Origin of the sequence: Pokkaliibacter sp. CJK22405 (assembly GCF_046614695.1) — a bacterium.
Lineage (GTDB): Bacteria > Pseudomonadota > Gammaproteobacteria > Pseudomonadales > Balneatricaceae > Pokkaliibacter.
Map to the genome: position 1 here is coordinate 57,874 of NZ_JBKKHQ010000028.1, position 14,652 is coordinate 72,525.

The window sequence follows — 14,652 nt, forward strand, 5'->3', positions numbered from 1 at the left end:
AGTGATGGATTTCTCTCACACGCTGGCGATATGGCAGGATTTTTTCTCAACTTGGGACAGATAACGATGGAAGAAGCTCGTTAACTGCTCAGGCGGTCAACTCGGTCAGTTGCTCAACGACCCGGTCAGGAGAGGCTGTGGTGATGGGTTCACCATGATTATAGCCATAGGGCACACCAATGGCGGCCATTGCGGCGTTTCGCGCAGCTTCGATGTCATGGCGGGAATCCCCCACCATCACACATGCCGCTTTCGGCACCTGTAAGCGCTCGACAGCCAGCAGTAATTGCGCAGGGTCTGGCTTTCGCTGTGGCAGGGTATCGCCACCGATGATCACGCTGAAGTATTGGCGAATCCCCAGATGTTCCAGTAATGCAGGAACGTAACGCTCCGGTTTATTGGTCACCACCGCCAGCTTAAGCCCCTGATCCTGTAACTGTTGAAGCGCTTGGCTGACACCGGGATAAAGGCAGGCATTCTGTCCATTCAGGCGCTCATACGCACTGGCGAAAAGTCCTTCGGCATCTGACAAATGCTGCAACAAGGCAGGATGGTCGTCTGTAGGATACATCTCATGAGTCAGCGCTCGCTTGATCAGCAAGGTCGCACCATTACCCACCCAGTGCCGAGCACCTTCAATGCCGGCGGGCGGTTTACCCAGCGCGGTCAGCATTTCATCAAGCGCCGCTGCCAGATCAGGCACGGAGTCCACCAGCGTGCCGTCCAGATCAAAAAGCACGCCCTGGCAGGTTTGCCCGCAAACCTCGTCGATCAACTGACTCATACCGAAGCCTGTTTCAACAGTTCATCGCGCATCGCCTGAATCGTCGCCGCGTAGTCGTCGGTATTGAAGATCGCCGAGCCCGCAACAAAGGTATCTGCGCCCGCTTTGGCAATCTCGCCAATGTTATTGATCCCCACCCCACCGTCGACTTCCAGACGAATATCCAGCCCGGAGCGGTCTATCAACGCACGCGTCTGGCGGATTTTTTCAAGGGTGTGCGGAATAAACTTCTGACCACCAAAGCCCGGGTTAACGGACATCAGCAAAATCATATCGACCTTATCCAACACATGTTCAAGCACATGCAGCGGAGTCGCAGGGTTCAGCACCAGACCTGATTTGCAGCCACCGTCACGCACCAGTTGCAAGGAGCGGTCGATGTGCTCGGAGGCTTCCGGGTGAAAAGTGATAAAGCTGGCGCCCGCTTCGATAAAATCGCCAATTATGCGATCCACCGGTTTAACCATAAGGTGGACATCAATAGGCGCCTTAATGCCATAATTGCGCAACGCCTTGCAAACCATCGGCCCTATGGTCAGGTTGGGCACATAGTGGTTATCCATCACATCGAAATGTACGATATCGGCACCAGCGGCCAGCACCGCGTCCACTTCTTCCCCCAATCGGGCGAAGTCGGCGGAGAGGATCGAAGGAGCAATCAGGTAGTCTTTCATGATGAGGCGTTCCGTTAATACCGAGTCCGGGTCTGATTCAGGGGTTGCGCAGCAAAAGCGTCGCCACCGCGGGTCAGTATACGTAAAAGCGACAGCCCTTGCAGTGGCGATAGCCTGCGGGCTTTCCGCCTGGCAGCTTGAGGCGGCAGAACCTCCTGCGCCAGCGACCACTAATGATCCGGCGCAAGCGCCTGCCACAGCTGGAACGCAGAATACCACTGCGGCGGCCCCTGCCGAGCGCGTGTTACTCGATCCGGTGACTGAGCAGATTGCCGCACTGGCAAAGGAGGAGCACCCACCGACTCAGGTATTGACTCTGGGCGAGGCTCCCAACCAGTTCCTGGGGCTTTATGTTCCGCGTAATACCGCCCTGGTTTCCGGCGGTCTGATCATCGTACCGGATGATGGCACCCATCCTGACTGGCCGGGGGCGGTTCACGCTTTGCGTTCAACCCTGCCCGATTACGGCTGGGATACCCTCAGTGTGGCGATTCCACCGCTGCCGTTACCGGCAATTCCGGAACGCACCCTGCCTGTTCTCAAGAACATGAGCGAAGTACAGCAAGGCGCCGCCACATCACAGGCGCCAGCCGAAAATACAACGGCGCCAGCGACACCTGCGGCTGATGCACCCACCACCCTGCCCGAGCAAAATCCACCGGATGCGGCCAATGCTGCCGGTGCTTCTGCTGCCGCTGACACACAGCGCCAGGACTACGTCACTCTGGTGAATACCCGTATTCAGAGTGCAGAAAGTTACCTCACTTCTCAGGGCGTGCAGAAAATCGTGGTTTTGGGTGTGGGTAGCGGGGCAGCTTTAGCGGCCCAGTATCTGGCCGGTAAAAACGACTCGTCAACAACGTTGATTATGGTGGATACCCGCCCGGTCGACGCTCCCATTTCAATCGACATTATGGCAACGCTGGCAGGTTTCAATGGCCCGGTGTTGGACCTCTATCATGGCGATTACCGCAACCGGTTGGCGAAAATGCGCCGGGATAATGCGCGGCGCTTTGGCAAACTCGCCTATGAGCAGATCCGTCTGCAGCCCCGCTTTGCCAATCCCGCCGAAGACTGGGCTTTTCTGGTTCAGCGAGTTCGGGGCTGGCTGAAGACCCGCCAACAGGAACGCCCTGTGGACCCGCGTACGCCAGGCTAATCGGTCTGATTCAGCGTTTCGTGCTGAGTTAACTGCGAGGCTCGAATTCCCCGAAAGCGGCAGGTAGCAGACCTCCAACCGTCCACTCCTGTAGCTCATCACGGTCGCAACTGGCTCGCACACAAGCCTCAGCGCTGAAAAACTCGGCAATCACCTGACGACAGGCGCCGCAGGGGCTGTATAGCCGTTCTCCCGGCATATAGATCATCAGACTATGAAACTGCTCGGGCTTTATACCCTGTGAAAGCGCCGCAAAGATGGCGCTACGCTCCGCACAATTACTTAACCCGTAGGAGCTATTCTCAATATTGGCACCCGTGACAATGTGGCCATCCTTAAGCTGGATTGCCGCCCCCACCGGGAAATGGCTGTAAGGCACATAGGCATGAGTTGATGCATCTCTCGCGGCATCCCGCAGCATACGCTTCTCACTAACCGTCATCTCTGCACTCACCATTATCAGACGCTCCTCTTCATGCCTGTGACTCTGCTTAACTTGGGGGCAGCCCCCTTTGCGCCCAACTGATAAGGCCCATTCTTACCGGGCGCTGCATCAGGAATCCTCCTAACCCTAATCAGGCGCCAAGTTTCTGCTATCATCCCCGCCATATTCTGAGCAGATATTCAGTGTCTGTTTCCAGTAAACGCACCTATTCTTTTTCGGAGCCGCATGATGAGTATCTGGGTTGATGCCGACGCCTGCCCCAACGTGGTTAAAGAAATCCTTTTTAAGGCGGCCCAGCGCACCCAGACGCCGCTCACACTAGTGGCAAACCAATGGATCAAGACGCCGCCTTCCCCCTTCATTAAAGCGTTGCAGGTTCCCTCCGGTTTTGATGTGGCGGATCACGAAATTGTCCGCCTTTGCCAGCCGGGAGATCTGGTGATTACCGCGGATTTGCCGCTGGCCGCAGAGATCATTGAAAAAGGCGGCCATGCGCTAAACCCGCGTGGCGAGATGTACACCACTGAAAATATTCGTGGTCGTCTGAATATGCGTGATTTTATGGATACCCTGCGAAGTAGCGGTATTCACACAGGCGGCCCGGCGCCACTCTCCGCGCAGGATCGCCAGCAATTTGCCAACTCGCTGGATCGGTATCTGGCCAAGCGCTGATAAACCCTCCGATTTACAACGCTTTGTGGCGAGCTGTTTCAATGACTTGAAGGCAGGCTTGCCGCTCTCCATATAAGTTTCATCGCTGGTTCCCTTGGCCAGCCGCGCAACGCGCAACAAAACGCGCGCTAAAAAGTTCAGACCGGTGAGATCACTCCATCGCGATGAACCACAAGGGTGACCTCAGAAAGTGAGGCAACTTTACTCATCAACGCAAGGAGCAATGTGATGTCTTTAAAGCCCACTTTGATTGCACTTTCTCTGGCCGTCAGCACCACTGCCGGCATGGCTTACGCAGCCCCCTCTTCTACCAGCAGCGAATGTGATGCGGTTTGTCTGAAAACCGAACTTCCTGCCAACTTTCAGAGCAAAACCACTAAAGTTGTCGGCGGCAACCTGACGCCTGCGCAGATGGCCGTTCAGAACGTTGCCAAGAACCCGACTTACCGTACCTTCGTGCCCAGCACCTACAACGGTAACTCCCCCTTCCCAATGATTGTGGTTCTGCACCCAAGTGGTGGTGACCAAAACTCCGCTTTTGCTGCTCAGCAGTTGACTCAGCTGGCGGAAAAAATGGGTTATATCATCGTCTCGCCACTGGGTTACAACTCCACCGCAGGCTACGGTAATACCTACCCTATCGTGCAGTCCGGCTACAACGGCGCCAACAACGGCATCAAGCTGCCTCAGCCTCAGGATAACTACCTGAGTGAAGTGGCGGTGATGAGCACCATCGCCAAAGTAAAACGTGAGATGAATATTGATCCCTACCGCGTTTACCTGATGGGTTACGGTATGGGTAGCATCGGTGCACAGCATCTGGCGACCAAGTACCCTGGTGAGTTTGCTGCCATCTCTGCCGCCAGCGGTGCGGTAGCGGCGTCCAACTACCCGTATGACATTCTGGCGCAGAACCACATTGCTGCCATGTATGTGCAGGGTGATGAAGACCGTTACACCCCGGCCAACGCCACTCGCAATATGTACCTGCGCGCCAAGCAGGCGGGTGTCGATACGGATCTGGTCAGCGTGGAAAATGCCAACAGCCAGGATGCCTGGGTGAAAGCACTGCCACAGACCTTCAACTTCTTTACCCAGCATCGCAAATACTGAGTTTAAAAACTCAGTCCATTTGCACAAAGATGGCTGAAACCACTGCCTTAGGGTAAGCTGGGTCTCAGTAAAAACGGCGGCGACCAGTCGCCGTTTTTTTATGTCGATTTAACTTGAGAGATGAGGATTCTGTCATGCCCGTAGCAGGTGCACGCCACATCCTGGTGAAAACCAAAGAAGAAGCTCAACAGCTGAAAGACCGTATCGCCAAAGGCGAAGACTTTGCTGAAATGGCACGCAAGTATTCCCAGTGCCCATCCGGCAAACAAGGCGGCGACCTCGGTGAATTCCGTCCCGGTCAGATGGTTAAACCCTTTGACGACGTTGTCTTCAAAGAGAGCGTTCTGGACGTTCACGGCCCGGTGAAAACCCAGTTTGGTTTCCACCTGGTACAGACGCTGTACCGCCGTTAATCGAGACTTCGCTCTTAATCGACACTTCGTTCTTAATCGAAGTCTCGACGTGACTTGCCCGGCTCCGGCCGGGCTTGTCGCTCATGAGGCACAAACGGCTTTAGTGCCGTACTGAGCTGGGCCATATTGGTCGGCTTGAATAGCACCTCATTCATTCCCGCCTGCAAACACAGATCCCGTTCATTGCCCATAGCATTGGCAGTCCAGCCGATGATAGGCAACTCCCCCTGCGACTCACGTACTCTGGCACAGAGGGTATAGCCATCCATCACGGGCATATGGCAGTCCGTAATGATCAGCCCCAGCGACTCCTGATGCGACTGCCAGCAGCGTAACGCCTGCTCGCCATCCTCCGCAGAGAGCACCTCAGCGCCCAGCCGCTTTAGCTGACCTTTAAGTAACATGCGATTGGTGGCGTTATCATCCACCACCAGCACCTGCATCCCCACCAGCATCGGCGGCAGCGCTGAGGCTGGCTGAGCTTTAGTCGTTGCCAGTCGCTCCATCGCCAGTGGCAATTCAAGATTCAGCGTAATACGTGTTCCCACGCCTTTGCTGCTGTGAAGTACCAGATGCCCGCCCATAAGCTCTGTCAGGCGTCGGCAAATCGACAGGCCCAGGCCCGTTCCGCCATACAGCCGGCTGGTATCAGCGCTGGCCTGAATAAAAGGACTGAAGAGGCGTTTTTGTACTTCCTGCTCAATACCGATACCGGTATCCCGCACCGTCAGGCTGATACTCAGATAGCCCTCCCGCTCAACACGCGAAACGGCACTGACTTCCACCTCACCATGCTCGGTAAACTTGATGGCATTACTGATAAAGTTCGTCAGCACCTGCTCCAGACGCACGCTGTCGCCCATGACAAAACGTCGGCTTTCCTCATCGGAATACCACTGAATGCGCAATCCTTTGGAGCTGGCCAGCATGCGGTAGGTATCGACGGAATGCTGCATCACACTCAGCAGCGACATGGGCGCGACAGACAAATGCAGCTTGCCCGCCTCCATTTTCGAGTAATCGAGAATGTCGTTGATGATGCGCACCATGTGCTGCCCGGACTGCCTTGCCACTTGCAACGTTTGCAGCTGACCATCATCCAGATTGCGCTCCGGCATCAACTCCAGCATACCCAGCAGGCCATTAAGTGGCGTTCTTATCTCATGACTCATGGTGACGAGGAAGTCATCCTTGGCCTGACTAGCCCGCTCGGCATGCTCAGCCGATTCTCGCAAAGCACCTTCAATACGCCGGCGATGCCGCACTTCAGCATCCAGTGCGGCGGTGCGAGAGGCCACCTGACGTGCAACCAGCGCTTGCTGGCTCGTCGTACTCAGCACGACGAGAACAGTAAAAATGGTGACGATCAGGCTGCCGATCAGCAGGATCTGTCCGGGGAGTGACAACCCACCCTGATAGAAACCCGGGACAAACATACCTTCCAGTACCCAGTTCTGATTTGCGAAGCTCAGCTGCTGCACCGCTTTTAAACCATCGCTGTTAGCGAAATCACCAATCTGCATCAGGGTTTGCGGTACGGGCCCTCGATAAATCAGTCGCAATTGCAAATCCCGGCGAATGGATTCCTCATAAAGCAGTGTTTGCAGGCGGTCCAGCTCGACCATGCCAATCACGGTGCCGACAAACTTGCGCGAGCCTTCCGCGGTAAAGGTGCGGCTACTGTAGGCTGAGCTGGCAAGCACGAAGCCTTTCTGGCCCGTCGGTAGTGTAATCGGGGGGGAAAGAATGACACGCCGGGTGACTCGCGCCTGGTTAATGACATCGTTAATAGCGGGGATCTGGGCGAAGTTCGTTCCCGGCACCAAGCCACTGAATGAGGGGGCGACATACTGTAAAGGCGAGTACTCAGCAGCATCACCAAGCTCGCTTTTTTCACCGGCAGGAGGCTGAATTCGGTAGTCCTCATCCCAGCTTTTCTGGGCTCGCTCAAAGCTGTTTTTGTCCTCCTCACTCACCTCTGGCACCCAGGAAATATAGGACAGGCCGCTACGGGCCAGACTCGAGAGTGCAAACTGACGAAACTCCGACAGCTTCATGCGTTTGTTAAATTCAAACAGCTGAGGAAAAACCTCTACCTCATTCATCATGCCCTGCAGGGAGAAATGCAGACTACGGGTGGCCTCGGTGATACGGCTTTCCAGCTGCTGCCGCATGCTTTGCTTATCAACGACGCCTAACCAGATATGTGCCGTCACCATAACGGCCAGTACCAGCAAAAGCGGCAAGGTGACCTGAGAATAGCGAAAACTCTTGAAGGGAGGCTTAAACAGCCATAGCCCCATCAACGGGAAGGCGACCAGCACACCCAGCGCATCGCCAACCCACCATTGCAGCCAGGTATTCCAGAGATCCGAGTAATAGAGCTGATCCAGCAGATAGAGCGAACCTGTACTCAGCGTCGCAGAGACCAGGCAGCCCAGCGGCCCGGCAATCAGCAGCAGGCCAAGCAGGCGGTTATTCCCCAGAGGCCAATGGTGCAGCTGCATAAAACGCGATAAAAACGCGCTAATCACAAAAGCCTGCAGCACCACTCCGCTGGTCAGTATCGGCAGACTGGCCCAACTGGCCGCTGACCATGAGCCCGCAGGCGTTAGCGAATGCAGCTGGACGCCGATATTAATTGCCGCGCCGAGCCCAACACCTATCAGCCCCGGCCAACTCCAGAACAGGGAAAAACCCACCGCAATACCTGCAGGAATCCACACCGGGGTGGCGTAGCCAAAAGGCGTTGTCAGGGAAAGGTTGAGCCAGGCAGAAAGGTAATAACAGACCGCCGCTATCAGGATTCGCATCAACGCAGACTGTGGACGCAAACGCACGTAGCGAACAAAAGGCTCGGTATAAAAGAGATTGATCATGGCACCTCGGCCGCTCACACCATCACCGGCGGTAACCAGAGGCTACCGTTCCTATCCTTAGGATTGATATCACAAGCGTAGTCGCAAGCGAGAGGAGCTGCCTCCATTACGTCGAATGGAGGCATAATTGCGTGTAAATCAGGAAGGTTTGTTCGCAATCAGTTGATCAGCACTGAACCATAGGTCGGCTCAGCCTGGGCTTCGGACAGTGCCAACATGGCGCTACGTCCAAGACCTGCATCATCGGCGATACCACTGACTGCACTGATATCATGCGCCAGGGAGGACTGCTGACGCTGCACCACATGACGGGCATCACGCGGTGGTACGCCAAAGTACTCTCGGTAGGATTTGCTGAAATGTGGCGTTGAAACAAAACCGCAGGCTGCGGCGACTTCAATGATCGACATCGAGGTCTGCTTCAGCAGCTGGTGCGCACGGTTCAGACGTAACTTGAGGTAGTAACGAGAGGGCGAGCAGTCCAGATATTTCTGGAACAGACGCTCCAGCTGACGGCGGGAAACCCCGACATAGCTGGCCAGTTCATCCAGAGCAATAGGCTCTTCCAGATTGGCCTCCATCAGCATCACGATTTCAACCAGCTTGGGCTGGGCTGTCCCCAGCATATGACGCAGCGGAATACGCTGCTGATCATCAGCGCCGCGAATGCGCTCGTACATGAACATTTCAGAGACTGCGCCTGCCAGTGCATGGCCGTGCTGGCGCTGAATCAGGCTCAGCATCATGTCCATTGGCGCAACACCGCCGGTGCAGGTCATGCGATCACGGTCATTGGTGAAGACGCGGTTGGTGGTGTTGATCTTGGGAAACGCCTCCTTGAGGCTGGAAATGGTTTCCCAGTGAATACTGCACTCGTAGTTATCAAGTAAGCCTGCAGCACCGAGCACATAACTGCCGGTACAAATCGCGCCCATGGTGACATGGCGGCGGGCCTGTCCTTGCAACCACTGTAAGTGGGCTTTGGTATAGCTGCGGGTGATATTCACGCCACCGCAGACAATCAGAGTGTCATGATCAGGATGGGCATTAGCGGCCGCATCAGGAATCACCTGGATACCGTCGCTTGCCATGACTGGCTTGCCATCCAGGCTTAAGGTATGCCACCGATACAGCTCTCGTCCGGAAAGCTGGTTGGCCATGCGCAGCGGCTCAATCGCCGTTGCCAGTGAAATCATCGTGAAATGATCCAACAGCAGGAAACCCAGAGAACGGGTCGCAGGCGCATTTCCACGGTGGTAGTTCATTGCAGTCATTGTAAAACTCCCCAAAATCACGACTCTGTACACCGCCTTTAACCGTCAGCGATGTGGTCAGGCTTCGTCACTTTTGTTGTTTTTATATAGCAGTGCCCGGTTTGCCGGTACTGACTGGGGGCTCATAGGAGCTGCCCGACCTTGAAGGTCCGACAGCTTCAATGTAATGCAGTGGCGGGTGATTGCAATCCTGCAATGCAACAGAGTTTATCGAGGGAATACCACCGTACGGTTACCGTGAAGGAAAACCCGTTGTTCTATGTGATAGCTCACCGCTTTTGCCAATGTAATACATTCTACATCTTGCCCCTTGGCAACGAGGTCTTCGGGATAGTGAGCATGATCCACCGGCTGTATACCCTGGGTGATAATCGGACCTTCATCCAGCGCGTTATTAACATAATGCGCTGTCGCCCCCACCAGTTTGACGCCTTTTTCATAGGCCTGATGATACGGGCGTGCTCCTTTGAACCCGGGCAACAACGAGTGATGGATATTGATAGCCCATCCATCGAGACGTTCACACATTGCCGGTGAGAGCACCTGCATATAGCGGGCCAATACGACCAGTTCAGCGCCACTTTGCTGGATGCATTCCCACACCTGCGACTCCTGCTGCGGCTTAGTCTCTGATGTGATTGGGAAATGGTAATAGGGTATGCCGTGCCATTCTGCTAATGAACGCAGGTCAGGATGGTTGGAAATAATGGCGGGGATTTCGATTGGTAACGCCCCTGTCCGGTATCGATACAACAGGTCGTTCAAACAGTGATCATACTTGGACACCATGATCACTACTTTGGTGCGCTTACGACTGTCGTTCAGTGACCACTCCATCTCAAAGGGAGTCGCCAGATCAGCAAAACCTTCCCGAAAGGCGACATCATCAAAGTCAGGCTCAGCACGAAATTCCGCACGAATAAAAAAACGACCGGCCATGCGATCGTCAAAGGAATTCAGCTCAGTAATGTAATGTCCGGTTTTTCGCAGATAACTGGTCACCACATCCACTGTCCCGATCTCGCTTGGGCAGTGGGCGGTTAAAATCCAGGGAGTCACAGTACTCATTTAGAGCTCCTTGCTATCCGGTCACGCCGGACGAGAGATGTTCAAGAGAATGTTCCGGCAAAGCCGAAGCGATCACTTCGGCGCACCAGAGAAAAGAAGTTCAACACTCGATGGTATTGACGGCCAAACCTCCCTTGGAGGTTTCCTTGTACTTGTCCTGCATGTCACGACCGGTTTCGCGCATCGTCAGGATGACCTTATCCAGAGAAATAAAGTGGCTACCATCACCACGAAGCGCCAGCTGAGTCGCATTGATGGCCTTGATCGCCGCAATGGCGTTGCGCTCAATGCAGGGAACCTGTACCAAGCCGCCCACCGGATCGCAGGTCAGGCCGAGATTATGCTCAAGGCCAATCTCCGCCGCGTTTTCCACCTGCTCCGGGGTTCCACCCAGAATTTCCGTCAGTCCGGCCGCCGCCATAGCGCAGGCTGAACCCACCTCTCCCTGACAACCCACTTCTGCGCCGGAGATGGAAGCGTTTTCCTTACAGAGCACGCCAACGGCACCAGCCGCCAGCAAAAACTCGACGGCATCGTCTTCAGTCGATTGCGGGTTAAAGGTCATGTAGTAATGCAGTACTGCCGGGATAATTCCAGCGGCCCCGTTGGTCGGCGCCGTCACCATACGGCCACCGGCAGCGTTTTCTTCATTGACGGACAGCGCATAGAGGTTGACCCAATCCATTGCGCTTAATGTGGTACTGATGATGTTGCTGCCACTGGACGCACGCAGTGATGCATACAACCGATGGGCACGGCGCTTTACATTCAGGCCGCCGGGTAAAACGCCCTGCTGGTGCAAACCGCGCTGAACGCAGGACTGCATTGCCCGCCAGATCTGCACCAGGCCTTCACGGATTTCTTTCTCGCTGCGCCAGGTTTTCTCATTTTCCAGCATCAGCCGGCTGACACGCAGGCCATGGGTCTGGCAAAGGCGCAGCAGCTCACGGGCAGACTTGAAAGGATATGGCAGCGCCGACTTAAGCTCTTCCAGCGTTTGGCCGGTCTGGCTTTCATCCACGACAAAACCGCCGCCAACAGAAAAGTAGGTATTGGTGAAAAGCACACTGCCTTTGGCATCAAAGACGGCTAAACGCATGCCGTTCGGGTGAAAAGGCAAGGGCTCGTCGATAAACACCAGATCAGTCGCTTCACTGAAGGGAATACGCTGACGACCGCCCAAAAGGAGATGCCCGCCTTCGCGGATCGCATTGATGCGGGGCGTAATGGTATCCGGATCAATCTGATCGGGACGCTCCCCCATCAGGCCCATCACCACGGCGACATCAGTCGCATGGCCTTTGCCTGTCGAGCTTAAAGAGCCATAAAGCCGAATCTCTACCCGCTGGCAGTCATCCAGAACACCTTGCGACTCCAGTGCGGAGGCAAAATCCGCCGCTGCTCGCATGGGCCCAACGGTGTGAGAGCTGGACGGGCCAATCCCAATCTTGAACAGATCAAATACGCTGACAGGCATAGCCTTCTCTCCTTAACGCCCAGCCATGGCACATCGACCCATTATCAGTGGGGTATTTTTCGCGCTCATGCCAGCAGACGACATGGGAATAGCTTAAACCGCTGCCGCAAGGCTGTTCCGATACGTTGCCGTCACCCTTCACACTGTGGAAAAAGCCACAGGCTTTGCGTACCCTTGGCGAATCAGGCGCATGCCGCTTTCCCGTTTACTGGCGAGGGCTGGCGGCACAAGCAATACCTCATGGATGCTCAGGATAATTCACACTCATGCTAGCCCCTTTGAAAGAAGCGCTTTATTTCATCCAGCACAATCAGCCTGCCATTCGTCGCATCATGCTGCCCTACCTGATTTTGCTGATGCTGGCTGATCTGGCCTCAGTGGTTTTTACCCCGGCAGCCAACCTGCAGATGCTGGTGGCTCTGTTGTTGTACCCCTATTTCATGGCCAAGCTGATCCGGTTTTTGCACATGACCGTCACCCGTGGCGAGAACGGTATCACCCCGAGTAGCATCCAGGTGCCCATGGCGCTCTGGTCGAGCCTGCTCCTGGGTTATCTGGTCCACGGTGTTGCCAGTACGCTTGGGCTGTTCCTGTTCTTCGTGCCCGGCGTGTATATCTTTATCAAACTGAGCTTTATTGACTTCAATATCGTCTGCCATGGCAGCAACGTTATGGATGCCTGTAAAGAAAGCTTTCAGCAAACCTACGATAACAAGATCGCCATTCTTGTCGGGATGCTCTCGATCATGGTGCCGACTTTCCTTGCCACAGTGGTGGTCGTCCAGATGACTTTTGCCATGGGCGTGCCGCTATTGGGCTTCCTGATCGGTAATGTGCTTTCGGTTGCCATGACGGTGATGACCACGGTCTTTCTGTTCCGCCACTTCACGCTGGCAACGACAGATTACGAATAACGACAGCCTCTTAATGCTGCATAAAAAACAAAAAAGCCTGAGTCTCTCAGGCTTTTTTTTATTGGTGAATAAACGCTTTCTAAAGAATCACTCGCGGCTCGGGTAACCCCGTTACGCCTTCCGGAGCTTCGGCAATAAACGTCTTACCGCTTTGCGGTGCTCGCGCCAGGGCCGCCTCGTCCATGTCCTCTCTGGCAGAGGTCACATACAGCTCATCAAAGTGCATGCCACCAAAGGCCGGACAGGACACCTGCGGTGCTGGCATATCAACACTCATCACGGGCTGACCCGACGGGCTATAACAGCTTACTTTGGCGGCCCCCCAGTGCGCGCACCAGAGCCTGCCGATGCTGTCGGTGACGGCGCCATCCGGGTTTAGTCCTGACGAGGACAGGTCCATAAAAAGCTCGGGGTCGCCCACCGGCCAACCATGGCCACTGTCCAACCGCCAGCGATACACCCGCTTTTGCGCGGTATCAGCGAAGTAGCCACACTCGCGGTTCTGATCAAAACAGATGGCATTAGGAATGGTGATGCCGCCCTGCATACGCCGAAGCTCGCCACGATAATAGCGGTAGAGGCTGCCCGCCTGCGGCTGTGCTTGCCGTCCCATCGTGCTGATCCAGAAACCACCCCAGGGGTCAGCCCGGCCATCGTTACAACGGGTATGGACCTGATCATGTTCCAGCGGCTCAAGCTGTTCGCGGACATTAGTACGAAGATTCAGTCGCTGGAGCGAACTGGCAGAGGCAATCAGCAGGTGTTCATTGTCAAGCCAGCCCGCCGCCGATACCGGCAACTCGAATTGCCAGGCCAGTGGCGCACCGGCATCGTCCTGAGACAGCAGCTGATAATTCAGAATATCGAACCAGAAGAACTGATGTCGCGTGGGATGCCAAAAAGCCCCCTCGCCAAGATGGCACAGACGATCATCGTGACACCGGGCCACGGCAGAGGCGATCTGACTCATGATGCTTTGTCCTTGTTTTCACTTTTATTTTTATTTTTTGACAACCTGCACAGCTACACGCCGCGCGGCAGGTCACGCCTGAAAGGTTCAGGCTCACAGCCCTCATGACTGTCACAGTGCGCAATCACAACCGCTATGCGACCAATGTAGGACGATAAAACAGCTCAGGCCACAGGCAAGGCATCGTAGGCGGCAACCACTTCAGCGGCGATAACCGCCACCTCCTCTGCCGTTCGCCCCGGTACATAAAGCCCCGTCCCCAGCCCGAAACCCTGAACGCCGGCACCACGCCACTGGCCAAGATTACTGGCATCCACACCACCCACGGCATACAGGCAGGTGGTGGCAGGCAATACGGCACGAATGGCTTTAACGCCTGCCGTGCCCATCATGCCCGCCGGGAAAAGTTTAAGCGCCGTGGCTCCCGCCTCGATCGCGGCAAAGCACTCTGTCGGACTGAACACCCCGGGATAAGAGGCCATCCCCTCATCCAGCGTGGTTTCGATAACCCGCAGATTCATGTTCGGCGAGACCACAAATTGCCCACCCGCATGACGTACCTCCCGCACCTGCTCTTCAGTGAGCACAGTGCCCGCACCAATTTCCGCCCGGCCCTGACTGGCTTCCACCATCGCGGCGATACTGACCAGTGGCGAGGGGGAATTGAGCGGCACTTCGATCCGCTGAATACCGGCTTCAATAAGTACATTCATGACGCTGATCGCCTGATCCGGGCCGATACCGCGCAGAATTGCCATTAGCTCTCGCATGTTGCTCTCCAGAACCTGTCACTCTCACTATCCTGCGCCA

At 55.4% G+C, this 14,652-nt stretch carries 14 protein-coding genes; 5 read left to right on the forward strand and 9 right to left on the reverse strand.

Annotated elements, in window-relative coordinates; translation table 11 throughout:
- Positions 1 to 88: 88 nt before the first annotated feature.
- Positions 89 to 784, reverse strand: coding sequence for a phosphoglycolate phosphatase (locus ACKC9G_RS17905; protein WP_411407963.1), 696 nt, complete (start codon positions 782 to 784; stop codon positions 89 to 91).
- Positions 781 to 1,458 (reverse strand): ribulose-phosphate 3-epimerase, encoded by a 678-nt coding sequence (rpe, locus tag ACKC9G_RS17910; protein ID WP_411407965.1) that lies wholly within the window; start codon positions 1,456 to 1,458, stop codon positions 781 to 783. Before rpe ends, ACKC9G_RS17905 begins: the two co-directional genes overlap by 4 nt.
- On the opposite strand from rpe, the gene ACKC9G_RS17915 reads away from it, so the two are divergent.
- Positions 1,457 to 2,617 carry a DUF3530 family protein gene (locus ACKC9G_RS17915; protein WP_411407967.1) on the forward strand — a complete coding sequence of 387 codons (1,161 nt, stop codon included), beginning with the start codon at positions 1,457 to 1,459 and terminating at the stop codon, positions 2,615 to 2,617. The two genes, rpe and ACKC9G_RS17915, sit on opposite strands and share 2 nt — an antisense overlap.
- A gap of 28 nt (positions 2,618 to 2,645) precedes the next feature.
- On the opposite strand, the gene ACKC9G_RS17920 is transcribed toward ACKC9G_RS17915, so the two are convergent.
- The gene (locus ACKC9G_RS17920) at positions 2,646 to 3,074 is read right to left on the reverse strand and encodes a cytidine deaminase (protein WP_411407969.1); all 429 of its coding nucleotides are present in this window, start codon (positions 3,072 to 3,074) and stop codon (positions 2,646 to 2,648) included.
- A 213-nt stretch (positions 3,075 to 3,287) separates the two neighbouring features.
- Here ACKC9G_RS17920 and ACKC9G_RS17925 point away from each other — a divergent pair, with 213 nt between their 5' ends.
- The 3 genes from ACKC9G_RS17925 to ACKC9G_RS17935 all read left to right on the forward strand — a co-directional run bounded on the left by ACKC9G_RS17925 (position 3,288) and on the right by ACKC9G_RS17935 (position 5,260).
- Positions 3,288 to 3,734 (forward strand): YaiI/YqxD family protein, encoded by a 447-nt coding sequence (locus ACKC9G_RS17925; protein WP_411407971.1) that lies wholly within the window; start codon positions 3,288 to 3,290, stop codon positions 3,732 to 3,734.
- 228 nt (positions 3,735 to 3,962) lie between these two features.
- On the forward strand, positions 3,963 to 4,847 hold the full coding sequence (locus tag ACKC9G_RS17930; RefSeq protein ID WP_411407973.1) for an alpha/beta hydrolase-fold protein: 885 nt from the start codon (positions 3,963 to 3,965) through the stop codon (positions 4,845 to 4,847).
- Between the two features lie 134 nt (positions 4,848 to 4,981).
- Complete coding sequence (locus tag ACKC9G_RS17935; protein ID WP_411407975.1) at positions 4,982 to 5,260, forward strand: peptidylprolyl isomerase; 279 nt, start codon at positions 4,982 to 4,984, stop codon at positions 5,258 to 5,260.
- Positions 5,261 to 5,292: 32 nt separating this feature from the next.
- Here the strand turns inward: ACKC9G_RS17935 and ACKC9G_RS17940 are convergent, their stop codons facing one another.
- From ACKC9G_RS17940 to ACKC9G_RS17955, 4 genes are all read right to left on the reverse strand, one after another.
- Positions 5,293 to 8,157, reverse strand: coding sequence for an ATP-binding protein (locus ACKC9G_RS17940; RefSeq protein WP_411407977.1), 2,865 nt, complete (start codon positions 8,155 to 8,157; stop codon positions 5,293 to 5,295).
- Positions 8,158 to 8,297: 140 nt separating this feature from the next.
- On the reverse strand, positions 8,298 to 9,413 hold the full coding sequence (locus tag ACKC9G_RS17945; protein ID WP_411407979.1) for a GlxA family transcriptional regulator: 1,116 nt from the start codon (positions 9,411 to 9,413) through the stop codon (positions 8,298 to 8,300).
- Between the two features lie 207 nt (positions 9,414 to 9,620).
- Positions 9,621 to 10,481, reverse strand: a complete 861-nt coding sequence (gene purU, locus ACKC9G_RS17950) for a formyltetrahydrofolate deformylase (RefSeq protein ID WP_411407981.1) — start codon at positions 10,479 to 10,481, stop codon at positions 9,621 to 9,623.
- Between the two features lie 100 nt (positions 10,482 to 10,581).
- Positions 10,582 to 11,958 carry an L-serine ammonia-lyase gene (locus ACKC9G_RS17955; protein ID WP_411407983.1) on the reverse strand — a complete coding sequence of 459 codons (1,377 nt, stop codon included), beginning with the start codon at positions 11,956 to 11,958 and terminating at the stop codon, positions 10,582 to 10,584.
- Positions 11,959 to 12,224: 266 nt separating this feature from the next.
- On the opposite strand from ACKC9G_RS17955, the gene ACKC9G_RS17960 reads away from it, so the two are divergent.
- Positions 12,225 to 12,872 (forward strand): YciC family protein, encoded by a 648-nt coding sequence (locus ACKC9G_RS17960; RefSeq protein ID WP_411407985.1) that lies wholly within the window; start codon positions 12,225 to 12,227, stop codon positions 12,870 to 12,872.
- Between the two features lie 79 nt (positions 12,873 to 12,951).
- Here ACKC9G_RS17960 and ACKC9G_RS17965 read toward each other — a convergent pair whose 3' ends face one another.
- Together ACKC9G_RS17965 and ACKC9G_RS17970 are read right to left on the reverse strand one after the other, a co-directional pair.
- Positions 12,952 to 13,842: an SMP-30/gluconolactonase/LRE family protein gene (locus ACKC9G_RS17965; RefSeq protein ID WP_411407987.1), complete on the reverse strand. Its 891-nt coding sequence runs from the start codon at positions 13,840 to 13,842 to the stop codon at positions 12,952 to 12,954.
- A 164-nt stretch (positions 13,843 to 14,006) separates the two neighbouring features.
- The gene (locus ACKC9G_RS17970; protein WP_411407989.1) at positions 14,007 to 14,612 is read right to left on the reverse strand and encodes a 2-dehydro-3-deoxy-6-phosphogalactonate aldolase; all 606 of its coding nucleotides are present in this window, start codon (positions 14,610 to 14,612) and stop codon (positions 14,007 to 14,009) included.
- Positions 14,613 to 14,652: the final 40 nt, after the last annotated feature.

What these genes read in the sequence shown, in the direction of transcription:
- ACKC9G_RS17915 (WP_411407967.1), top strand. Translation starts at nt 1,457, where the DNA reads ATGATGAGGCGTTCCGTTAATACCGAGTCCGGGTCTGATTCAGGGGTT.
- purU (WP_411407981.1), bottom strand. Translation starts at nt 10,481, where the DNA reads ATGAGTACTGTGACTCCCTGGATTTTAACCGCCCACTGCCCAAGCGAG.
- ACKC9G_RS17935 (WP_411407975.1), top strand. Translation starts at nt 4,982, where the DNA reads ATGCCCGTAGCAGGTGCACGCCACATCCTGGTGAAAACCAAAGAAGAA.
- ACKC9G_RS17965 (WP_411407987.1), bottom strand. Translation starts at nt 13,842, where the DNA reads ATGAGTCAGATCGCCTCTGCCGTGGCCCGGTGTCACGATGATCGTCTG.
- ACKC9G_RS17945 (WP_411407979.1), bottom strand. Translation starts at nt 9,413, where the DNA reads ATGACTGCAATGAACTACCACCGTGGAAATGCGCCTGCGACCCGTTCT.
- ACKC9G_RS17925 (WP_411407971.1), top strand. Translation starts at nt 3,288, where the DNA reads ATGATGAGTATCTGGGTTGATGCCGACGCCTGCCCCAACGTGGTTAAA.
- ACKC9G_RS17920 (WP_411407969.1), bottom strand. Translation starts at nt 3,074, where the DNA reads ATGGTGAGTGCAGAGATGACGGTTAGTGAGAAGCGTATGCTGCGGGAT.
- ACKC9G_RS17905 (WP_411407963.1), bottom strand. Translation starts at nt 784, where the DNA reads ATGAGTCAGTTGATCGACGAGGTTTGCGGGCAAACCTGCCAGGGCGTG.
- ACKC9G_RS17960 (WP_411407985.1), top strand. Translation starts at nt 12,225, where the DNA reads ATGCTAGCCCCTTTGAAAGAAGCGCTTTATTTCATCCAGCACAATCAG.
- ACKC9G_RS17970 (WP_411407989.1), bottom strand. Translation starts at nt 14,612, where the DNA reads ATGCGAGAGCTAATGGCAATTCTGCGCGGTATCGGCCCGGATCAGGCG.
- ACKC9G_RS17955 (WP_411407983.1), bottom strand. Translation starts at nt 11,958, where the DNA reads ATGCCTGTCAGCGTATTTGATCTGTTCAAGATTGGGATTGGCCCGTCC.
- ACKC9G_RS17930 (WP_411407973.1), top strand. Translation starts at nt 3,963, where the DNA reads ATGTCTTTAAAGCCCACTTTGATTGCACTTTCTCTGGCCGTCAGCACC.
- rpe (WP_411407965.1), bottom strand. Translation starts at nt 1,458, where the DNA reads ATGAAAGACTACCTGATTGCTCCTTCGATCCTCTCCGCCGACTTCGCC.